The sequence below is a fragment of the Ruegeria sp. H6 genome (assembly GCF_056532975.1).
Map to the genome: position 1 here is coordinate 90,026 of NZ_JBQFOA010000002.1, position 21,830 is coordinate 111,855.

General features: G+C 58.3%; 21 protein-coding genes. 13 read left to right on the top strand and 8 right to left on the bottom strand.

Features of this window, described 5'->3' with window-relative positions:
* Positions 1–4 precede the first annotated feature (4 nt).
* The 5 genes from ACR0AG_RS05100 (at position 5) to ACR0AG_RS05120 (ending at position 4,159) form a co-directional block, all read left to right on the top strand.
* Entirely contained in the window at positions 5–748 is a 744-nt protein-coding gene (locus ACR0AG_RS05100; protein ID WP_480837740.1) for a phosphate/phosphite/phosphonate ABC transporter substrate-binding protein, read from the top strand.
* 125 nt (positions 749–873) lie between these two features.
* Positions 874–1,650, top strand: coding sequence for an ABC transporter ATP-binding protein (locus tag ACR0AG_RS05105; protein ID WP_480837051.1), 777 nt, complete (start codon positions 874–876; stop codon positions 1,648–1,650).
* Between the two features lie 31 nt (positions 1,651–1,681).
* Positions 1,682–2,395, top strand: coding sequence for a transporter substrate-binding domain-containing protein (locus tag ACR0AG_RS05110; RefSeq protein ID WP_480837053.1), 714 nt, complete (start codon positions 1,682–1,684; stop codon positions 2,393–2,395).
* A gap of 73 nt (positions 2,396–2,468) precedes the next feature.
* On the top strand, positions 2,469–3,356 hold the full coding sequence (locus ACR0AG_RS05115; RefSeq protein WP_480837741.1) for an ABC transporter permease: 888 nt from the start codon (positions 2,469–2,471) through the stop codon (positions 3,354–3,356).
* Complete coding sequence (locus tag ACR0AG_RS05120) at positions 3,353–4,159, top strand: ABC transporter permease (protein WP_480837055.1); 807 nt, start codon at positions 3,353–3,355, stop codon at positions 4,157–4,159. Before ACR0AG_RS05115 ends, ACR0AG_RS05120 begins: the two co-directional genes overlap by 4 nt.
* On the opposite strand, the gene ACR0AG_RS05125 is transcribed toward ACR0AG_RS05120, so the two are convergent.
* Positions 4,156–4,965, bottom strand: a complete 810-nt coding sequence (locus ACR0AG_RS05125) for a M90 family metallopeptidase (protein WP_480837057.1) — start codon at positions 4,963–4,965, stop codon at positions 4,156–4,158. The two genes, ACR0AG_RS05120 and ACR0AG_RS05125, sit on opposite strands and share 4 nt — an antisense overlap.
* Before the next feature lie 141 nt (positions 4,966–5,106).
* On the opposite strand from ACR0AG_RS05125, the gene ACR0AG_RS05130 reads away from it, so the two are divergent.
* From ACR0AG_RS05130 to ACR0AG_RS05150, 5 genes are all read left to right on the top strand, one after another.
* Entirely contained in the window at positions 5,107–6,426 is a 1,320-nt protein-coding gene (locus ACR0AG_RS05130; RefSeq protein WP_480837058.1) for a glutamine synthetase family protein, read from the top strand.
* A 58-nt stretch (positions 6,427–6,484) separates the two neighbouring features.
* Positions 6,485–7,165: a type 1 glutamine amidotransferase gene (locus tag ACR0AG_RS05135; protein ID WP_480837060.1), complete on the top strand. Its 681-nt coding sequence runs from the start codon at positions 6,485–6,487 to the stop codon at positions 7,163–7,165.
* The gene (locus ACR0AG_RS05140; protein WP_480837062.1) at positions 7,165–8,523 is read left to right on the top strand and encodes a glutamine synthetase family protein; all 1,359 of its coding nucleotides are present in this window, start codon (positions 7,165–7,167) and stop codon (positions 8,521–8,523) included. Before ACR0AG_RS05135 ends, ACR0AG_RS05140 begins: the two co-directional genes overlap by 1 nt.
* A gap of 45 nt (positions 8,524–8,568) precedes the next feature.
* Positions 8,569–9,873, top strand: a complete 1,305-nt coding sequence (locus ACR0AG_RS05145) for an NAD(P)/FAD-dependent oxidoreductase (protein ID WP_480837064.1) — start codon at positions 8,569–8,571, stop codon at positions 9,871–9,873.
* Between the two features lie 113 nt (positions 9,874–9,986).
* A complete protein-coding gene (locus tag ACR0AG_RS05150; RefSeq protein WP_480837066.1) occupies positions 9,987–11,201 on the top strand; it encodes a DegT/DnrJ/EryC1/StrS family aminotransferase in 1,215 nt (404 codons plus the stop codon).
* A gap of 119 nt (positions 11,202–11,320) precedes the next feature.
* Here ACR0AG_RS05150 and phaR read toward each other — a convergent pair whose 3' ends face one another.
* The 3 genes from phaR to ACR0AG_RS05165 form a co-directional block, all read right to left on the bottom strand.
* Positions 11,321–11,863, bottom strand: a complete 543-nt coding sequence (gene phaR / locus ACR0AG_RS05155) for a polyhydroxyalkanoate synthesis repressor PhaR (RefSeq protein WP_480837067.1) — start codon at positions 11,861–11,863, stop codon at positions 11,321–11,323.
* 135 nt (positions 11,864–11,998) lie between these two features.
* Positions 11,999–12,445: a phasin family protein gene (locus ACR0AG_RS05160; protein ID WP_480837069.1), complete on the bottom strand. Its 447-nt coding sequence runs from the start codon at positions 12,443–12,445 to the stop codon at positions 11,999–12,001.
* Positions 12,446–12,576: 131 nt separating this feature from the next.
* Complete coding sequence (locus tag ACR0AG_RS05165; RefSeq protein ID WP_480837072.1) at positions 12,577–14,376, bottom strand: PHA/PHB synthase family protein; 1,800 nt, start codon at positions 14,374–14,376, stop codon at positions 12,577–12,579.
* A gap of 111 nt (positions 14,377–14,487) precedes the next feature.
* Between ACR0AG_RS05165 and phaZ the strand changes: the two genes are divergently transcribed.
* Together phaZ and ACR0AG_RS05175 are read left to right on the top strand one after the other, a co-directional pair.
* The gene (gene phaZ, locus ACR0AG_RS05170; protein WP_480837074.1) at positions 14,488–15,759 is read left to right on the top strand and encodes a polyhydroxyalkanoate depolymerase; all 1,272 of its coding nucleotides are present in this window, start codon (positions 14,488–14,490) and stop codon (positions 15,757–15,759) included.
* A gap of 5 nt (positions 15,760–15,764) precedes the next feature.
* Positions 15,765–16,349 carry a DUF6151 family protein gene (locus ACR0AG_RS05175; RefSeq protein ID WP_480837076.1) on the top strand — a complete coding sequence of 195 codons (585 nt, stop codon included), beginning with the start codon at positions 15,765–15,767 and terminating at the stop codon, positions 16,347–16,349.
* Here ACR0AG_RS05175 and ACR0AG_RS05180 read toward each other — a convergent pair.
* The 4 genes from ACR0AG_RS05180 to ACR0AG_RS05195 form a co-directional block, all read right to left on the bottom strand.
* Positions 16,346–17,059 (bottom strand): alpha/beta fold hydrolase, encoded by a 714-nt coding sequence (locus ACR0AG_RS05180; protein ID WP_480837078.1) that lies wholly within the window; start codon positions 17,057–17,059, stop codon positions 16,346–16,348. The genes ACR0AG_RS05175 and ACR0AG_RS05180 overlap by 4 nt on opposite strands.
* 71 nt (positions 17,060–17,130) lie before the next feature.
* On the bottom strand, positions 17,131–17,745 hold the full coding sequence (locus ACR0AG_RS05185) for a hypothetical protein (RefSeq protein WP_480837742.1): 615 nt from the start codon (positions 17,743–17,745) through the stop codon (positions 17,131–17,133).
* Between the two features lie 25 nt (positions 17,746–17,770).
* A complete protein-coding gene (locus ACR0AG_RS05190) occupies positions 17,771–18,763 on the bottom strand; it encodes an alpha/beta hydrolase (RefSeq protein WP_480837081.1) in 993 nt (330 codons plus the stop codon).
* Positions 18,763–19,512 (bottom strand): alpha/beta fold hydrolase, encoded by a 750-nt coding sequence (locus ACR0AG_RS05195; RefSeq protein WP_480837083.1) that lies wholly within the window; start codon positions 19,510–19,512, stop codon positions 18,763–18,765. The genes ACR0AG_RS05190 and ACR0AG_RS05195 overlap by 1 nt, the downstream gene beginning before the upstream one ends.
* Positions 19,513–19,725: 213 nt before the next feature.
* Here ACR0AG_RS05195 and thrS point away from each other — a divergent pair, with 213 nt between their 5' ends.
* Positions 19,726–21,684: a threonine--tRNA ligase gene (thrS, locus tag ACR0AG_RS05200; RefSeq protein ID WP_480837085.1), complete on the top strand. Its 1,959-nt coding sequence runs from the start codon at positions 19,726–19,728 to the stop codon at positions 21,682–21,684.
* Positions 21,685–21,830 lie beyond the last annotated feature (146 nt).

Sequence of the window (21,830 nt, forward strand, 5' to 3'; positions counted from 1 at the left end):
AGCGATGCTGGGCATGTATGACATGCCCGCCCTGCAACCGGTAAATGATCGCTTTTGGGCTTTGATTCGCCAGCATCTGGGATTTGGCCCGGATCATCTGACCCGCGACCGCGATTTTTGGGAAATCTGGCAGGATCCCGATCTTGTCTTTGCCCAAACCTGTGGGATGCCCTACCGCACCCGGCTGCACGGGGCGGTGAACCTGGTCGGCACGCCGGATTATGACCTGCCCGGTTGTCCTGCGGGTCACTATTGCTCTGTCTTTGTTGCCCGCAAGGAGGATGACCGCAACCTTGCCCGCCTGATCGAGGGCACCTTTACTTATAACGAAGAGCTCTCCCAATCGGGTTGGGCCGCCCCTATCACGCATCTTTTGCAACAAAATCTGATGCCGCAATCGCTGTTGGAAACTGGCGGGCATGCCCTCTCGGCGCAGGCAGTTGCAGAGGGTCGCGCGGATTTCGCGTCACTCGATGCACTTACCTGGGTTTTGTTGCAGGAACACACTGACCTTGGCGACAGATTGCGCGAGGTGGCCAGAACGGCACCCACGCCTGCCCTGCCCTATATCACTGCCAAAGATCGAGACCCGGCCCAGGTTGCCGCAGCCGTGGCGTCGGCCATCAGTGACCTTTCCGCAGCGGACCGACGCGCCCTGCATCTTCGCGGGATAATCAATATCCCGGCAGGCCAATATCTAAGTGTGCCCAATGCCCCCGCACCACAGGCGATCCGGAAGACAAATTGACGGTTTTGGCCAAAACGACTGGTCAATTTGGCGGATTCCGGCCTTGATCTTGTCAATTGCGCATTGCATTGATCCGTTTTTTCGGTCCTAGTACCGCATCAACACCAACCACTCTGAGACGCCCCGTGACAGACACCTCGCCCGTTATCGAGATCAAGAACCTCCACAAGAGCTTTGGACATCTCGAAGTCCTCAAAGGCGTTGATATCACGGCCCGTCGCGGCGATGTTGTCTCATTGATCGGCTCATCCGGGTCCGGCAAGTCGACCCTGCTGCGGTGCTGCAATCTGTTGGAAGACAGCCAACAGGGCGAAATCATCTTTAAGGGAGAGCCAGTGCAGTGGACCGGTTCCGGCCATCACCGGCGCCCTGCCGATCCGAAACAGGTTCTGCGCATCCGCACCAACCTGTCGATGGTGTTCCAGCAGTTCAATCTGTGGGCCCACATGACCATCCTGCAAAATGTGATGGAAGCCCCCATGACCGTTTTGGGCCGTGATCGGGCCGAGGTTGAGGACAGCGCCCGCAAATATCTGGAAAAGGTCGGCATCGGCGACAAATGCGATGTCTATCCGGCGCAGCTTTCGGGTGGCCAGCAGCAGCGTGCCGCCATCGCGCGTGGCCTGTGCATGGAGCCTGAGGCCCTGTTGTTTGATGAACCCACCTCGGCGCTGGACCCCGAACTGGAACAGGAAGTGATCAAGGTGATCAAAGATCTGGCCGCCGAAGGCCGGACTATGATTATCGTGACCCACGACATGAAGATGGCTGCCGATATCTCCAGCCATGTCGTGTTTCTGCATCAGGGCCTGATCGAAGAAGAAGGCACACCCGAAGATATCTTTACCACCCCTGAATCCGAACGGCTTCAGGGATTTCTCTCCGCCACTCAGGCGGCTTAACCAACGGACAGAACCAAAAAGGGGAGTAACAATGAAAAACCTGATTCTGACCACAGCGGCACTGGCGCTGAGCGCCGGAATGGCCATGGCCGACACCGTCCGCATGGGCACCGAGGGTGCCTATGCGCCGTGGAACTTCATCAACGACGCGGGCGAGATCGACGGTTTCGAACGTGAACTGGGCGATGAGCTGTGCAAACGTGCCAATCTGGAATGCGAATGGGTCAAGAATGACTGGGATTCGATCATTCCAAACCTGGTGTCGGGCAACTATGACGTGATCATCGCCGGCATGTCGATTACCGACGAGCGCGACGAAGTCATCGACTTCACCCAGAACTACACGCCGCCGGATCCTTCGGCTTATGTGGCCATGTCCGACGATGTTGATGTCGCTGGCGGCGTTGTCGCCGCGCAGACCGGCACCATTCAAGCGGGCTATATCGCTGAATCCGGCGCAACTCTGGTCGAATTCGCCAGCCCCGAAGAAACCATCGCAGCCGTGCGCAACGGCGAAGCCGATGCTGTACTGGCTGACAAATCCTTCCTCGCCCCCATCGTAGAAGAAGATGGCGAGCTGCGCTTTGTCGCCGAAGACGTGCCGCTGGGTGGTGGCGTCGGCATGGGCATCCGTGAGTCGGATGGTGAGCTGAAAGAAAAGTTCAACACCGCCATTCAGTCCATGAAAGACGATGGCAGCCTGAACGCGCTGATCACCAAGTGGGAAGTGTCCTCGACCTTCTGATCCTGAACGGCAACGCGTCCGGTTGATCCGGGCGCGTTGACCCCAGTGCCTTTGCCAATCCAAGAGGCCCGCCATCTTCTCGTTTTGCTCTGATCCCGACACTCTGGGCACGTTCCGCTGGTTTTCGTGCTACCTGACCACTGGTGTCCACTGGTCATTTTATGCGTCTTTCCTGAAGGTTCTGGCGCTTTTGGCTGTGACCGCGCCGGTTGCGCTGAGTTTCGGGTTTGTCGGTGCCATGGCGGCCCGGTCTCATATCCCTCCGGTCAGCTGGCTGGGTAAGGGATACATCGCCATTGTGCGTGGCGTGCCCGACATCGCATTTTTCATGTTCTTCGTGATCGCTCTGGATCAGGGGTTCGAGTGGGTCAGGCACAAGATACTTTGCCCCGGCTGGACGGATCCGATCCGTCAGGGCAACGATTTTCTGGTCTGTCAGGCGGCTAAACTGCCCCTTGGCAGCGCACCGGAATGGGTGCATGAAACCTATGGTTTCTTCCTTGCGGTCATCACCTTTTCGATCGTCTTTGGGGCCTTTGCCGCCAACGTCTTGTTCGGTGGTATGCGTGCAGTGCCCCATGCTCAGTTGGAAACCGCCGAGGCCTATGGCATGACCCGCAGTCAGACCTTTTGGCGCATTCTTGTTCCGCAAATGTGGGTCTACGCCCTGCCCGGCCTCTCCAATCTGTGGATGGTTCTGATCAAGGCCACACCCCTGCTGTTCCTGCTGGGCGTCGAAGACATCGTCTATTGGGCCCGCGAGCTGGGCAGCACCAAAACCTCCAAATTCACGCAATACCCGCATGGCGACTGGCGCATGTGGTATTTCCTTGGCTTGCTGATCTTCTACCTCGGCATGACCCGCGTCTCGGAGATCGGGCTTGAAAAGCTGATGCGCCGCCTGTCCCACGGTCAGGCCACATCCGGCGGAGAGCTTTTGCGTAAGGAGACCACGGCATGAGCTGCATCCAGACCATACAGGATTATGGCCTGCGTTCGCTGGGCTTTGGTGAGCGCCTGCTGCCCAAAACCGATTTCACCCTGTGCGAGCATTTCACGCTGATCGGCTCGGGCATGCTCTGGAATATCTATTTCGGTGCGATGGCACTGGCCACCGGGTTCTTTCTGGCCACCGCTCTTGCCGTCGGAAAAGCCTCGCCAAACAAATGGCTGCGCAAACCGTCCGAGTGGTTCATCTTCCTGTTTCGGGGCTCGCCGCTCTTCATTCAGTTTTTCTTTGCCTATTTCTTTTTCCTGTCGCTGAAGAAAACCTACCCAATGTTCGATGCCTTCACCTCGGCCTGGCTGGGGGCGTTGATCGTGCTGTTTTTGAATACCGCCGCTTATTCGGGCGAGATCTTCTATGGCGCGCTGCGCTCGATCCCCAAGGGCGATCTTGAGGCGGCGGATGCCTACGGCATGACCGGCTGGCCCCGCTTTCGCCGGGTGGTCTGGCCCACCATGCTGCGACTGGCCTGGCCTGCCTACACGAATGAGGCGATCTTTCTGTTCCACGCCACCACTCTGGTTTTCTTTTCGGCCTTCCCAGCCTGGCAACAACGCGGCGACGCGCTGTATTATGCCAGCTATTTCGCCGACAAGACATTTAACCCCTTCGTCCCCTATCCAATCCTCGCGTTCTATTTCATCCTGCTGACGCTGGTGATCGTCTGGGGTTTTGGAATGGTGAACAAACGCCTGAACCGTCACCTGCCGGCCGAACGAAAGCAGAAGATGCGGTTCCGCCTGAACCTGGCGCGCTAAGACCAATCGGCAGGGTTTAGGTTAAATAGCTGCGAAAGCTGCTCATACACGTCGGGGACGGCGTGCTGCAGCTCTTTGGGGCGCTCAAAGAACACCTCGACCGAGACGGCAAAGAATTCCTCGTGACCGGTCGCACCATAGGGATCGATCACGGTGTGACGCCCCGCCTCGACCGCCTGTACATGGGCGTCATAGGCGGTCAAAAAGACGCGTTCCCATTCCGCAAAGCTCTGCCCTTTGCTGAGGACAGGTACCCCGTTGGTCCCGCCAGACAGATCGTCGATCTGATGCGCGAATTCGTGGAACACGACGTTTTGGCCATCGTGATCGTTCTGGGCACCTTGTTGGCTGTGCGCCCAGGACAGAATGACGGGTCCCCGGTCCCAGCTTTCGCCGGTGCGGACAATTTCCTTTTCCGTCACCACAAAGCCTGAATGCCGCTGCTGTTTGGATTTGAACGCGTTGGGATAGATCAGAACCGTCGTCAGATTATCGTACCAAAGGTCACTGTTTATCACGAGCAAACAGGCCTGTGCCGCAATCGACAGTTCCATCTCTTCGGTCACGTCCAACCCGTCGCAACCGACGAAATTCACCTGATCCAGAAACAGGTTCACCTTACCATCAAGCTTGCCCCGCAGGTCCGGTGGAAGACGGCGCAGGATCGGAACCTGGCGCAGGATGATCTGCCGCTGCCGCTCATTGAGCGGCGTGGCCAATAGCTGTTCGCGCGCCTGGTGCTTGGACCAGAAATACCAGGCAACTGCGGCAGCGATCAAAAGGAGGATGGCAAAGAACATCAGCATAAGACCAACTATAGGTATCGCCTTTGTCAGCGACAATTCGGACGTCAGTGAAAAACACCGTGGATGATAATTTGATCAAATTTCGTGACAAGACACGCGCGCTCCTCTACACCAACTGGGACATCAAGATTGGAGCCCGATATGGACCTGAGCGCCTTGCACAGTTTTCGCGTTGCTGCCTGCGATCTGAATGGGCAGATGCGTGGCAAACGGGTGCCGCCCTCCTACGCGGCCAAGCTGGATCAGGGGGCGGTGCGGATGCCGTTTTCCGCGCTGAACGTGGACCTTTGGGGGGCAGATATTGATGGCAGCCCATTGGTCTTTGAAAGCGGTGACGCAGACGGCGTTCTGCGCCCCACCGATCGCGGGCCGGTTCCGGTGCCTTGGCTTGACACCCCGACCGCTTTGGTGCCGATGTGCCTGTACGACGATGCGGGCGCCTCGTTCGACGGTGACCCGCGCCATGCGCTGAGCGCTGTTTTATCCCGTTACGCACAACGCGGCTGGTCCGTCATCGCGGCAACCGAGTTGGAGTTTACTCTGGTCGATGCCTCGGGGGCGCAACCGCAGCCTCCGCTTAACCCTGTTTCTGGCCGCCGTCTGAGCGACGAGGCGGTTTTATCCGTTGCTGAGATGGATGCGTTCGAGGCGTTTTTCACTGATCTCTATGACGGGTGCACGGCGATGGGCATCCCGGCCCAGACCGCCATTTCCGAAAGCGGGGTTGGTCAGTTCGAGGTCAATCTGAACCACCAGGACGCCATGCGCTGTGCCGATGACACGTGGCTTTTCAAGGCCTTGACGCGTGGCGTTGCCCGCAGGCACGGGTTTGCCGCCAGTTTCATGGCCAAACCTTATCCCCAGGATGCGGGCAATGGTCTACACGTTCATTTCTCGGTCATCGATGCGCAGGGGCGCAATGTGTTCGACAATGGCGGCCCCGAAGGTACGGACGTTCTGCACAACGCCGTGGCAGGTTGCCTTGCCGCGATGCCCGGCAGTACGCTGATCTTTGCGCCGCATGGCAACTCCTACACGCGACTGGTGCCGGGCGCACACGCCCCCACCGGCGCAAGTTGGGCCTATGAGAACCGCACGGCGGCGCTTCGCATACCGGGAGGCGCACCTGCTGCACGCCGGATCGAGCATCGCGTCGCAGGTGGAGATATCAACCCCTATCTCATGCTGGCTGCAGTGCTTGGTGCCGCGATGGTTGGGATTGAGGATGGCATGGTGCCATCCGCTCCGATCACCGGCAACGCGTATGAGGTGTCGGGCATTCCGCAACTGGCCAGCGATTGGGTGTCGGCCATCGAGGCCTTTGAGACCGACACATCTGTCGCGCGCATCTTTCCTGCTGGCCTGATCCGCAATCTGGCGATGACCAAGAGACAGGAAATCAACCGCTTTGCCCAGCGTCCGCCCGAAGAACACTGGCTTAGCTATCTCGAAGCCGTATGATCCCCTTGTCGGGATATTCGGACTCGGCTAGAATAAATTTGATCAAATTTGGTGACCCATGAAAATCGGTATCCTGCTGACCGGCCACCCGCCGGAGGAACTCTACGACCAGTTCGGTGAATATGACGGAATGTTTCGCGCCCTCCTGGGTCCGGAGGATTTTGAGTTCGAGACATTCTCGGTTGTCGACAACCAGTTTCCCGAAAACGCCGAGGCTGCTGATGGTTGGGTCATTACCGGCTCGCGCCATGGCGCCTATGAAGATCACCCCTGGATCCCGCCGCTTGAAGATCTGATACGCGCAATCCGTGATCGCAAAGCCCCGTTGATTGGCGTGTGTTTCGGCCATCAGATCATCGCGCAGGCTCTGGGCGGCAAGGTGGAAAAGTTCGATGGCGGTTGGGCCGTCGGGCGAACAGAATATGATTTTGAGGGGGACAGCGTGACGCTGAATGCCTGGCATCAGGATCAAGTTGTTGAACTGCCCGAGGACGCGCAGGTACTGGGCACAAACGCATTCTGCGAAAACGCGATGGTCGCCTATGGCGACACCATCTGGACCGTGCAGGCGCATCCCGAATATGGCGACGATTTCATTCGTGGCCTGATCCAGACACGTGGCAAGGGTGTCGTTCCCGATACCCTTCTGCAAGAGGCGGCCAACCGTCAGCACGGCCCCGACAGCAATGGACAGATCGGGCGTTTCATGGCCGATTTCCTGAAGAAAGCGAGGGCGTGATGGCCGACTGGACCGATGAACTGCCACAGGCGGCGCGCAGCTATTTCGAAGGACATCGGCTGGATGAGGTCGAGTGCATCATCTCGGACCTGCCCGGCATTGCACGCGGCAAGGCTGTGCCTGCCTCGAAATTTGCGCGGCAATCCTATTTCCATCTGCCGGACAGCATCTTTTATCAGACCATCACCGGCGATTGGGGCGAAGCCGCAGGCGAAGACGGGTTTATCGAGCGGGACATGATCCTGAAGCCCGATTTTTCGACAGCCTCAGCCGCGCCATGGACAGGCGACTGGACCCTGCAGGTGATCCACGACGCCTATGACCGCGATGACAACCCGATTCCGTTTAGCCCGCGCAATGTGCTGAAACGCGTGGTGCAGCTCTATCACGACAAGGGCTGGAAACCCGTCGTCGCGCCCGAGATGGAGTTCTTTCTGGTCGCTCCCAACGTCGATCCGGCGCAGGGGATCAAGCCGATGATGGGGCGGTCAGGTCGCCCTGCGGCGGCGCGGCAGGCCTATTCCATGACCGCTGTTGACGAATTCGGTCCGGTGATCGATGACATCTATGATTTTGCCGAACATCAAGGATTTGAGATTGACGGCATCACGCAGGAAGGCGGCGCCGGTCAGCTGGAGATCAACTTGCGCCACGGCGATCCGGTAAAACTCGCCGACGAGGTGTTCTATTTCAAACGCCTGATCCGCGAGGCCGCCCTGCGTCACAACTGTTTTGCCACGTTCATGGCCAAACCCATCGCGGATGAGCCCGGCTCGGCCATGCATATCCATCACTCGATCATTGATCTGGAAACCGGTCAGAACATCTTTTCCGGTCCCCAAGGCGGCGAAACGGACGCGTTCTACAATTTCATTGCCGGGTTGCAAAACCACCTGCCCTCCGGTCTGGCGGTCATGGCACCCTATGTGAACTCGTACCGTCGATATGTGAAAGACCACGCAGCACCCATCAATCTGGAATGGGCCCGCGACAACCGCACCACCGGTATCCGCGTCCCCCTATCCGGCCCCGAGGCGCGCCGCGTGGAAAACCGTATCGCCGGGATGGACTGCAACCCTTACCTTGGCATCGCGCTGTCGCTGGCCTGCGGGTATATCGGCCTGACCCAGCAGGAACGCCCACGTCGCCAGTTCTATGGCGACGCCTATGAGGGCGAAGGCGATATCCCTCAGGTCATGGGCAACGCGCTGGACCTGTTTGATGAAGCCACTGCCCTGCACGAGGTGCTGGGCCCCGAATTTGCCCGCGTCTACGGCATCGTCAAACGCGCCGAATATGAAGAGTTCCTGCAAGTGATCTCTCCGTGGGAGCGTGAGCATCTGCTGCTGAACGTCTGAGCTAGTGGCGCCATCCGGAATTTCCGTATTTGGAACGAGAAGAAGATGAACCTGCTCTATTCCAATGATCGAAAAGCCGAGTATCCGGCCAGTTGGTACGCCGCCACAGCCAATTCAATCGACCGGTTTCCCGCGCTTGAAGGTGAGGTCAAAGCCGATGTCTGCGTCGTCGGTGGTGGCTATACCGGCCTGTCCGCCGCCCTGCACCTGGCAGAGGCAGGGTTCGATGTTGTCCTGTTGGAGGCGCATCGCGTCGGGTTCGGTGCGTCTGGCCGGAATGGTGGTCAACTGGGCAGTGCACAACGCATGGATCAGGAAAGCCTGGAACGCCTGGTCGGGAATGACGATGCCGCCAAGCTGTGGGATCTGGCGGAAGACGCCAAAGATCTGGTCAAATCCCTGATCGCAAAGCACCAGATCGACTGTGATCTGAAGCCCGGCGTAGCGGAACTGGCGCTGTCCGTTGCGGAACAAAACGAACTGCACGAACACGCCGCGCATTTGTCTGACCGTTATGGCTATGACCAGCTCGACCTCTTGGATGAGACCGAGGGGCACGCGCTTTGCCCCTCCCCTGCCTACAAAGGCGGGTATCTGGACATGGGGGCCGCGCATCTTCACCCACTCAACTATGCGCTGGGTCTGGCGCAGGCCGCAGCGAAGGCTGGCGTGCGCCTGTATGAAGGCACCGAGGTCACCGGTATTGAAGACGGTCAACCGGCCAAGGTGCGCGCCAAGGCGGGTTCTGTCCGTACCGATCACATCATTCTGGCCTGCAACGGGTATCTTGGGGATCTGAATCGCAAAGTCGCAGCGCGCGTGATGCCGATCAATAATTTCATCGCCGCGACCGAGCCTTTGGGCGCAGACACCGCCAAGGTCCTGACCCGCGATGTCGCTGTCGCGGATACGAAATTCGTGGTGAATTACTTTCGTCTCAGTGCTGATGGACGGCTGCTGTTTGGCGGCGGCGAAAGCTATGGCTATCGGTTTCCATCTGACATCGCTGCCAAGGTCCGCAAACCGATGGCCGAGATCTTTCCACAACTGCGCGACGTAAAGATCGACTACGCCTGGGGCGGCACATTGGCAATTACCATGCGGCGTATGCCCTATTTGACGCGGATCGCACCCAACATCCTGTCCGCCTCGGGCTATTCCGGTCATGGCGTGGGCACCGCCACCCATGCCGGGCAGTTGATGGCATTGGCAGTCCAAGGGCAGGCCGAAGGGTTTGACACCATGGCACGTGTGCCCGCGCTACCGTTCCCCGGAGGTCCCGCATTGCGGAGCCCTCTTCTGGTTCTTGCGATGACCTGGTTTTCGCTGCGCGACCGGCTTGGGCTCTGATCTCAGCAAAATACGACAGATTGGTGAAATTTCGCCCACCGGGTGATTGAGGGGTTTTATTGCGCAGGGATCAGCTTTATATTTCCCAAAGTTAGAATTTAGGAAATCCAAATATGACGATTCCTCCGAACGTTCATGACGCCGAACCCATCCCCGCAGCCGCAAAAGACGCCATCGACGCCCTGATGCAATCTGGTGACCTGTTTCGCTATACCGCACCGCAGGATGCCCCAGTTGCCCTGCTTGAGTCCGAATTTGCCGAGCTTTTGGGGGCAAAATACGCGCTTGCCGTGTCTTCGTGCTCTGCCGCGTTGTTCCTGTCGCTCAAGGCGCTGAACCTGCCGCGTGATGCGCGGGTGTTGATCCCCGGCTTTACTTTTGCCGCGGTGCCCTCGTCTGTCGTCCATGCGGATTGCGTCCCGGTTCTGTGCGAAGTGGCCGAGAACTATCGCATCGACATGGCGGATTTCGCGGCCAAGCTGGATAACGCTCAGGCTGTCATCATCAGCCATATGCGCGGCCACACCTCGGACATGGACGCGATCATGGACCTGTGCGACGCGCGCGACATTCCCGTGATCGAGGATGCGGCCCATTCACTGGGTACGACCTGGCATGGCCGCAACATCGGCACCATCGGCAAGATCGGCTGTTTTTCCTTCCAATCCTACAAGATGATCAATGCCGGTGAAGGCGGCATCCTGATCACCGATGACGCGGATCTGGTCGCCCGCGCTGTGATCATGTCCGGCGCTTATGAGCATAACTGGAAGAAGCACAAAGGACCGCATGGCGACAACTCGCCCGAGTTGGAGCAGGCTTTTGCCCGTTGGCAGAACAAGCTGCCGCTTTATAACCTGCGGATGAGCAACCTCAGCGCCGCCGTAATCCGCCCGCAAATCCCGGAACTGGCGCGGCGCGTGCGTGACGGGTTGGCCAATCATGATTATGTGGCCGGGCGCCTGAATACATCTCCTTATATCGACGTGCCTGCCCCGCTTGCGCCCGAACGGCGCGCGCCGGATTCGATCCAGTTCAACCTTGTTGGCATGGATGAGGTCGAAATCCGCGCGTTTGCAGCAGCAGCCGAGGGTCGCGGCGTCAAGGTTCAGGTCTTTGGGCTGAGCGAAGACAACGCGCGGGCCTTTTGGAACTGGCAATTCCTGCCCGAGACGTTCGAGTTGCCGCAAACCCGCGCGATGCTGATGAATGCATGCGACGTGCGCTTGCCTGTGCGCCTGACCCGGGATGAGTTGGACGTGATCGCGGACATCCTGCTGGCGTCAGTTGCCGATGTCACTGGCCCGATGCCAGTCTACGGCACCTGAACCGCAGGGCACTAGATCAGTTGCGAAAAACGCGCCAATCCCGGCTTGGATTGGCGCGTTTTGATTTCTGGCGTTTTTGCACAACGCCCAGCGGCTGAATTCGGCCCGAGTGGTTTGGTTCAATTCAGCCTGGACAGCTTCTTCTGCAGCTCAGCCAGCTGCTTTTTGATATCGTCCAAATCTTCCTTGGACTCGATCTCTTCGCCCTGTTCCTTGCCGTGACCGGACCAGCCGCCCGTCATCGCCTTCAGAAAGGCCTGTTGCTGCGCCTGCATCGCCTCGAACCCCGGCATCTGTGACATGGGGTTCATCGCGCTCATGTTTTCCATCATCTTGGCCTGGCTTTCGCGCAGCATCTCGAACGAGCTTTGCAGGAATTGCGGCATCATGCCCCCGCCCGGCACCATATAGCTGCGCACCAGATCGTTCAGCACATTGACCGGCAACACGTTTTCGCCCCGGCTTTCATGTTCTGCAATGATCTGGAGAAGGTATTGACGGGTCAGGTCATCACCGGTCTTGAGGTCGATGATCTGCACCTCGCGCCCGTCGCGAATGAAACCCGCTATGTCCTCAAGTGTCACGTAATCGCTGGTCTCGGTGTTGTATAACCGACGGCTGGCGTATCGCTTGATCAACAGCGGTTTTTCTTGTTCCGGCACCGTTTGCCCTCCCCAAGGATGATGCATTGCAGCAGAGGTTATGCGACTGCAGCACAAAAAGAAAGGGCAGGTCAATCGACCTGCCCAAAGCGATTGCACCATGTGGGAGGAGTAGGTGCGGATCGCGCTGTTCTTTTACTTCGCAGCAGCGGCTTTCTTGGCAGCGGCTGTGACGTCGTTGGTTGCCTTCTTGACAGCAGCGGTTGCGTCTTCTGCAGCTTCTTTGCCGGCAGCCATCAGCAGTTCAACGGTTTCCGTCTGAACTTTTTTGGCGATCTCAGCGAAAGCAGCCATGTTTTCAGCAGCAACTTCTGCCGACGCGCTTGCAAAGTCGGTTGCAGCTTTTGCGTAATCTGCCGGCTCTGTCTTGGCTTTGGACATCTCGGTCAGTTTGGCCAGGGTTTCCTTGGTCCATTTGTTCGAGATTTCTGCCGATTTTTCAGCTGCGTCCAGGGCAACACCCGACAGCTTCTCGTTCAGCGATGCGGTCGACTTGAACGCGTCTTCCAGAGCGCTGGTGTCAACAGGGAAAGCGCCCATCATGTCTTTCAGGGTCGCGGTAAAGTCTTGGGTCTTCGCCATTGTTCAATTCCTCATATACCGGACCGGGCCCACCCCGGTAGTGTCCGTCTGAGAGGAATATGATTGCTGCGACGCAGCATTGCAAGTTTTTTTTGCTGCACCGCAGAAAAAATCAATGCATCACATTGAAATCAAGCGTTTGCTTTGGCCAAAACATAAGTTCCCGGGGCGGTGCAAAGGCTGGGGTACTTCGAATCGCCGGTTTTTCGGGCCGGTATCTGCTTGCCTGACCGCTTCTTGAGCCAGGCCTCCCACATCGGCCACCAGGACCCTTCGTGGAAGTCAGCCTCTTTCAGCCAGGTATCGGGATCCGCCTTGAGGTCGGGGTTCGTGTAGTGGCCGTATTTCTTTTTGCTGGGCGGGTTCACGATCCCTGCGATGTGACCGGATTCCGACACAACAAAGGTCTTCGACCGCGAGCCCATCTGCTGAACCCCGCGATAGCAGTCCTTCCATGCGGCGATATGGTCAGTCTCACAGGTGATTGCCATCAGCGGCACATCCACATCCTTGATGCTGAGCTTGTGGCCCATCAACTCGAACCCATCGCCGACAAAATCGTTGCCCTGACACAGACCGCGCAGGTACTGCACCGCCATTTTGCCCGGCAGGTTGGACCCGTCACCATTCCAGAACAAAAGATCAAAGGCGGGCGGAGCCTCGCCCATCATGTAATTCCGGATAGCTGGCGTGTAAATCAGATCGCGTGACCGCAGGAAGGACATGGTCCGCCCCAAAATCCAGGCGCGCAGGATACCGTCTTTGGCGATCTGTCCTTCCAGCCCATCGACAAAGTCATTCTGCAGGAAAGGTGTGAACTCACCCTGCTCTCCAAAATCCGTCAGGGTGGTGAAGAAGGTCGCCGATTTGACCGATTTGTCTCCGCGCTGCTTCATCAGCGACAGCGTCAGGCTCAGCGTTGTTCCGGCGATGCAATAGCCAACCGCGTTCACCTGTTTGACCTTGCAAATCTTCTTGACCACATCAATCGCGGTCAGAAATCCATCCTGTATATAATCTTCCATGCCGACATCGGCGTAGGTCTGATCCGGGTTCACCCAACTGACGACAAACAGGGTATAGCCCTGCTCGGTCACCCATTTGATCAGGCTGTTCTGGGTTTTCAGGTCAAGGATATAGAATTTGTTGATCCAGGGAGGAAACAGGACAATCGGGGTTTCGTGAACTGTCTCTGTGGCCGGTTTGTACTGGATCAGCTCCATCATGCGGTTTCGGAAGATCACATCGCCCGGCGTCGTCGCGATGTTGCCGCCGATTTCAAAGGCGCTGTCATCTGCCAGTTTGACGACAAGCTCGCCATCATTGGCCTCAAGATCGGACACCAGGTTTTCGAGGCCCTGGATCAGCGATTGCCCTTCGGTTTCGACTGCCTTTTCCAGCGCATCCGGATTGGTCGCCAGAAAATTCGTCGGGGCCATCATGTCGATGATCTGCTGCGAGAAATACTCCAGCCGCCGTTTGTCCTTGGCCTCCAGATCCTCGACAGAGGCCACAGCCTGTTCGATGGCCTGGGCGTTTGTCTGATACTGCTGACGGATAAGTCGGAAATAGGGGTTGGTGTCCCACATGGGGTTGGAAAAGCGCCGGTCCTTGGGGGTATTGTGATCTTCGACCTCGCCCGAGGTCATGGCCTGCTGCGCCTCGGCAAAGTTGAGGACGGTCTTGCCCCAGAACTCGATCTGCTGTTCCAGCAGTTTGGCGGGATTCTGCCACGCTTCGGACCAATAGGCCGTTGCTGCTTTTGCAAAAATCTCCTGATTCGGGCCGTCAAGAGCGGGGGAATGCCCTTTTTTGCCAGCCATCACTTCGATCAACCGTTTCGACAGCTCTTCGACTTTTTCCATATTTTCTTTAATGCGTTCAATATGTTCTTCGGTCATTTCAGTCGTCTGGCCATCGGTAGTTGTCATTTTAAACATTCCCCCGTAACTTTGCTGCTATGCAGAATAACGTCGTGGGTGCTGGGGGGCAAAGCGACGAATGGTCCGAATTCTCAGGCTGACACTCAGGAGGCCCCATTTATGCGCTACATGATGACCTATGATCTGATGGAAACCATGCGCAACACCAACCAATGGCTTGGTGCAACTGCAAGCGCGATGGCCTCTTACCCGCTGTTTTCCATGACCCCGAACCCTGCGTTCAACTGGATGGCCGCCTGGGGCGAAGTGACCGAGCGCACGTTTCAGCGCATGGTCGTCAAACCCGACTGGGGCATCCGCACCTTTACTGGTGAGGACGGCAAAGATCATCTGGTCGACGTAACCACCATTCTTGAGCGCCCGTTCGGTGACCTGATCCATTTCCGCGTCAACGGTCGGCCAGAGCAACCGCGAAAGGTGCTTTTGGTTGCACCAATGTCCGGACATTACGCGACGCTGCTGCGGTCGACCGTCAAAAGCCTGTTGGTCAATTGCGAAGTTTACGTCACCGATTGGCATAACGCGCGTGATATCCCTGTGTCCGAAGGCAAGTTCGATGTCGAGGATTATACCCTCTACCTTGTCGATTTCATGAAGGAACTCGGACCCGAAGCACATGTTGTGGCTGTCTGCCAGCCTGCCCCGCTGACCCTCGCCGCCACGGCCTATCTGGCCGAGGTCGAGCCCAAGGCGCAGCCCAGCACGCTGACCCTGATTGGCGGCCCTGTCGATCCAGACGCGACGCCCACCGAGGTTACTGATTTCGGCCGCCGCGTGACCATGGGTCAGTTGGAAGAGACAATGATCCAGCGCGTCGGCTTCAAATATAAAGGGGTGGGCCGCATGGTCTATCCCGGCCTGCTGCAACTGGCCTCGTTCATGTCCATGAACGGCGAACGTCACAGCAAGGCCTTTGCCGATCAAATCCACCGCGTCATCCGGGGCGAGGCCTCGGATCTGGATGCGCATAACCGGTTTTACGACGAATACCTCGCCGTGATGGACATGACGGCCGAGTTCTATTTGTCCACCGTGGAACGGATTTTCAAAAACCGCGAAATTGCCCGGAATGAGTTTGTTGTAGCCGGGCACAAGGTTGATATCGGCAAGATCACCGATGTCGCCGTGAAATCGGTTGAAGGGGCAAAAGATGACATCTCGGCCCCCGGCCAATGTATCGCCGCGCTGGATTTGTGTACCGGCCTGCCGGACAGCAAGAAAGCCAGCCATGTCGAACCCGGCGCGGGTCACTATGGTATCTTTGCCGGTCGTAGCTGGCGCGACAACATCCGCCCGCTGGTCATTGATTTCATGAACGAAAACAGTCGCAAACCGCGCCGCCGGGCGGCGAATAAGAACAAGGTCGCCTGACTGCTATGGCGAGGGAAAAGGCAACCGGGTTGTCCTTTTCCTGCTCTTGCGGTGCGCTGACAGGACATGTGACGCCGCGTGGCGTCAGATTGGGAACGCATACCGAGTGTTTCTGCCACGATTGCCGTGCCGCCCAGTTGTATTTCGAACAACCTGACCCGGCCCCCGGACCTGTGGATATTATGCAGACCTTGCCCGAAGACATCGTCTTTGACAGCGGTCAGGACAAGCTGGCCGTCATGCAACTAAGTCCCAAGGGAATGCTGCGTTGGTACGCGAAATGCTGCAACGCCCCATTGGCCACCACCCCGCAAACGGCGCGGTTTCCCTTTGTCGGTTTCATTGCCACGCGTCTATCGGACAGAGCCGCGCTGGGGCCGGTGACGACGCGCGGATTTGTACCCGGCCCGAACGGCAAGCAGCATCACGAGAAACTGCGCTTTGCGGCCTTGGGCCTGCTTGGCCGTCTGATCCGGTCGTGGGCAACAGGCAGCTGGAAATCCACGCCCTTCTTTGACGTTGCAGCCAAGTCACCCGTGGCCGTGCCAACGGTTCTGACCAAAGAAGAACGCTCCACCCTTTACGGTTAAGAGAGCCGCGCCGGAAGGCTCAGCCAGCTTTCCAGCGCGTCTGTCACGGCATCGGGTGCCTCCAGCGACGGCAAGTGCCCCGCCGCATCAATCACCTTCAATTCCGCCGACGGGATCAGATCTGCCATGAAGGCATGTCTACGGGCCGGCGTCAGCGTGTCATGTGCCCCGCACAGGATCAGCGTCGGCACCGCGATCCGGCGTAGCGAGGCTTGCTGATCTGGGCGCCGCTGCAGAGCTCGCATCTGCCGCACAAAGGTCTCGGCCCCAAGATCCTGCGCCATCTGCATCATGTCGTTCAAAATCGGAATGCGCTGTGGGCCCGGGGCGAGCGTGTCTGACCCGATGGCCTTGGGCATCATCTCGGCCAGACGGCCCGCCGCGGCGCCAACGATCAATTCTTCACGACCAGCCGCGATATGCGGTGTGTCTGCCTGCGCATCCGTCGCCATCAGGCACAAACGCGTTATCCGTTCCGGTGCCCTTCGGATCAGTTCGATCGCGACCATCCCGCCCAGCCCCTGACCGGCAAGTGCGAAACGGTGCGGCAGCTGATCCAGCAGACCCGAGGCGATCTCTTCCAGCCGTTCACCAGTTCCAATCGGTGCAACCGTCACCGCGCGACGGCGTGACAGGACCCGGACCTGAGGTTCAAACAACCGCGCATCGCACATCAATCCAGGGAGTAGAACCAGGGGGTCGACGAACACACGATGCCTCCTCACTCAGGAACGAATTGCGGGCAGGATGAGAGTTTTGCGCGGCCAGAGCAAGCCCGAGTTCAGGGATAGCGGATACCTTTGAACGGCGGAAAATCTGCATAGCGCGCCTGCCGTTCCGCCCGGGATTCTTCAGGGTCCGCCCCCGGTCGCAAAAGGCATCCGCGAGGTGCAATATAGCTGTCGATTCTTTTCACCGGCTTGGGCCGCCAGACAAGGTTGAAGGCGCAGAGCTTTGGGAAGAACCAAATCTCGGAATAGTCGATGTGATCGTGCATCCACCACGCCAGATCTCGCCAATCCCGCCCGTCCGCAAAACGATCTGCAAACCACGGAATGACAATGGACGCGCCAGCGATGCGGCGGTCTCCCTCTGCATGATCCCAGATGTGACACTCCAAAGGATTGTCGTTTCTGGCGCAGTTCAGTTTGTTTTCATTGCCAAATTGGTTCAACGACGGCGACCTGTAGCCCGAGCGCACGGCGATGCGGCCAAAGGTCTCCTCCAACGGATCCAGCAGGGTTTCGCAGAAGGCGCTACCGGTTTCGATGGCAAGATCGGGGTTCTCGGGAATGTTCTGCTTTCGGTGAAAATTCCCGATCTCTGAATACAGAAAATCGCGCATGTAGAAGTGCCGCGACAGGCGCACACGTCCCAAAGTTTCAAGGCTCCACATGCTTCCCGGTTTGCGCATCAGATGTTCACTCGATCCCTTGGCCCGCCAGCCATTCCAGAATACCCGCAACCGCCGCATCGGTTTGCCCCGGCGACATCAGCCTGCCTGCAACCACATGCGAAGCCGGATCGTCGCCTGCCCCCATCGTAACCAGCCTGACGGTCGCGGGCGCCCCCCAGGCCTTGGCGACTTTGTGGGTCAGGTCCGACCGCACAATCTGATCATCATCCGAGAACCAGAACAACACAGGCACGCGGGCTTGCGAAAAATCAAGGGAATTGACGGCCTCGACAAGTACGAACATAGGGACAATAGACTTCCACGGATACACCGTTGTCCAATACACGTTCTTTTCCGGGTCCGGCCCGGACACGTCGCGTTCCTCGCCCATGATCAATGGCATCCACTGACGGGCCCAGGGCAGCGTGGGTAACCAGGCACCTGCAGTGTTCACTCCAAAATTCGGGGACACCAGGACCATTGCAACCACGCTGTCACTCAGGTTTTCATTCACAGCGACCGCCGCCGATAAGGTGGCTCCGGTCGAGTTTGCGATCACGATCACCTTGTCCCCAACCGCGCGCGCCGCAGCCAACCCTTCGGCGATATCCCGAATCCAGGCTGAGGCCGTCGCATCGCCCAAAGGCGCGGTTCCACGCCCATGCCCCTGAAGCCGCGTGTAGATCAGATTTGCGCCAAGCGCGTCCGCCACAAGGTCCGGCACGGGGCGTATCTCTTCTGACGTGGCCGAAAACCCGTGCACATAAAGAACCGCATAGGGCGTGCGCTGTTCCTTGAACCCATCCTGCCAGATCACCCGCTTTTCAACACCCGGAGTGATGTCATCAAACGCGGACTCGATTGATTCAAAATAGACCTGAACACCTTCCCCGAATTTGCGAGGGTCAAACTCGGGCGACAGGTCCACCTGTTCACGCGGGCCAAAGACATAGACCGCAGCCCCCAGAATAAGCACCGCCAGCAACACGCGACCCAACACCCACCCAAACCGGCGCATCAAGCGCTGGCCATCACGTCGAGAACCGCTTGCTCGATCATCCCAAGGCACGGCCCGTCAGAAAACCTGTGATCGGCATCTTTGACCAGTAACAACCGCATGTCCGGTCCTGTGGCATGTTCCAGCAACCGCACGGCTGTCGCTGTCGAAACCGCCGTATCCGCCGTTCCCTGGAGGAACCGAACCGGAAACGGCAAGTCCAAAGAGGACCGTAGTACAAGGCGCGTGCGACCGTCTTCGATCATGCGTTTGGTGATGACATAGGGCTCCATGTAGTCCGATGGCAACTCAACCTGGCCTTCGTCTTCCAGCGCCGCGCGTTGCGCGTCGGTGAACGACGCCCAATACCCATCCTCGGTGAAATCCGGTGCCGCCGCGATTGTGACCAATCCCGCGATCCGTTCGGGCATCGCCCGAGCCAACAACAACGCCTGCCAGCCCCCCATGGAAGACCCCACCACAATCAACGGCCCGTCGGTCAGCGCGTCTACGGCGGCCAGCGTGTCTTCGTGCCAATCCCCGATACAGCCCTCTTCGAATGTGCCTGAACTTTCCCCGTGACCTGAATAGTCGAACCGCAAAAACGCCTGCCCCCGGGCCCGGGCCCAGGCCTCAAGGTGCAAAGCCTTGGTACCTTCCATATCCGATTTCAAACCGCCCAGAAAAACAACGGTTGGTCCCATGCCCTCACTCTTGTGATAGGCCAACCGCCGCCCCTGTGCCGTTTCCAGAAAATCTGTCGCCGCCATGAAATCCTCTTTTCTTTTGCAGCATCATGCACGCCCGTCCGCCAAGTGCAATTCGTCCCATCTTCTTCTCGTTCCAAATACGGCGGGGAGCGCGAGGGACAGCGCCCCTCGCTCGCTCTCTTGACACGAACGCAACCACCTGCCACATGGGCCGAACACTCATAACCCGCAACCGGGCGTTCAGTGGGCGCCAAACCGACGAGGAGAGCCGATATGGCCCTGGACTCACAGTCAGTCTCCCTTACTTTTCCCGATGGCAATTCCCGATCCTATGACGCAGGCGTAACCCCTGCGCAGGTGGCGGCCGATATCTCGACCTCTCTGGCTAAAAAGGCCATCTCAGCCACTGTGAACGGCCAGCACTGGGACCTGCAATGGCCCATCGAAGCCGATGCGCAGATCGCCATCCACACCATGAAGGACGAGGCACAGGCCAACGAACTGATCCGCCACGATCTGGCGCATGTGATGGCACGCGCGGTACAGGAAATCTGGCCCGCCACCAAAGTCACAATCGGCCCCGTGATCGAAAACGGCTGGTATTACGATTTTGACCGGGAAGAACCCTTCACGCCCGAAGATCTCGGCCTCATCGAGAAAAAGATGAAAGAAATCATCAACAAGCGTGATCCCGTCACCACAGAGGTGTGGGACCGAGACCGAGCGATTGAGTTCTACAAGTCCAACAACGAACCCTACAAAGTCGAACTGATCGACGCCATTCCAGGCGACGAACCGCTGCGCATGTATTGGCACGGCGACTGGCAGGATCTGTGCCGAGGCCCGCACCTGCAGCACACCGGTCAGCTACCGGGCGACGCGTTCAAACTGATGTCCATCGCGGGCGCCTATTGGCGCGGCGACAGCGACCGCGCCATGCTGCAACGCATCTATGGCGTCGCGTTCACGGGCAAGGAAAAGCTCAAAGCCCACCTGCACATGCTGGAAGAGGCCGCCAAACGCGACCACCGCAAGCTGGGCCGCGAGATGGACCTGTTTCATATGCAGGAAGAGGCCCCGGGCCAGATTTTCTGGCACCCGAACGGCTGGACCATCTACACACAGCTGCAGGACTATATGCGTCGCAAACAGCGCGACGGAGGCTATGTCGAGGTGAACACGCCGCAGGTCGTTGACCGCAAACTGTGGGAACGCTCGGGCCATTGGGACAAGTACCAAGAGCATATGTTCATCGTCGAAGTCGATGAAGAACACGCCCGCGAAAAGGCCGTGAATGCTCTGAAACCGATGAACTGCCCCTGCCATGTCGAGATTTTCAAGCAGGGCCTCAAGTCCTATCGCGACCTGCCGCTGCGCATGGCCGAGTTCGGATCGTGCGCGCGCTATGAACCGTCAGGCGCGTTGCACGGTATCATGCGCGTCCGCGGGTTTGCGCAGGATGACGCGCATATCTTTTCGACCGAAGATCAGATCGGTGACGAATGCGCCCGGTTCATCGGCTTCCTGACCGACGTGTACAAGGACCTCGGATTCGAAAGCTTCAAGGTCAAATTTTCAGACCGCCCCGAACAGCGTGCCGGTTCGGACGAGGTCTGGGACAAAGCCGAAGAGGCGCTGCTGACCGCGACCCGCGCTGCGGGTGTTGAGCCAGAACTGAACCCCGGCGAAGGCGCGTTCTATGGTCCCAAGCTTGAATTCGTGCTGACCGACGCGATTGGTCGGGATTGGCAATGCGGTACGTTCCAGGTGGATTTTGTACTGCCCGAACGGCTGGACGCATCCTATGTCGGTGCAGATGGCGCAAAACATCGCCCCGTTATGTTGCACCGCGCCTGCCTGGGTTCGTTCGAACGCTTCATCGGCATCCTGATCGAGGAACATGCGGGCAAGCTGCCGTTCTGGCTGGCCCCGCGTCAGGTTGTCGTGGCCTCGATCACGTCCGAAGCGGACGACTATGTTGCCGAGGTGGTCGAGACACTGCGCGCCGCTGGTGTGCGCGCCGAGGCCGACATTCGCAATGAAAAGATCAACTACAAGGTCCGCGAGCATTCCGTCGGGAAAGTTCCGGTCATCCTTGCCGTTGGGCACCGCGAAGTCGACCACCGCACAGTCAGTGTCCGCAGGTTGGGTGAAAAACAGACGCAGGTTCAACCGCTTGACGCTGTAACAAAAGAGCTGTCGGAGGCGGCGACTCCGCCGGATCAGCTGTAACATTCGGCGACATGTCGCCCGAAATCCGGCCTCAAAAACGGGGCCGGATTGAAACATTTTCTAATTTTCATTTCAAAAACAGTTTGTTAACCTGCAAGAGACCATGACAGTCTTTGACGGGGTTGTGAGACACGGGCTCGTGAATT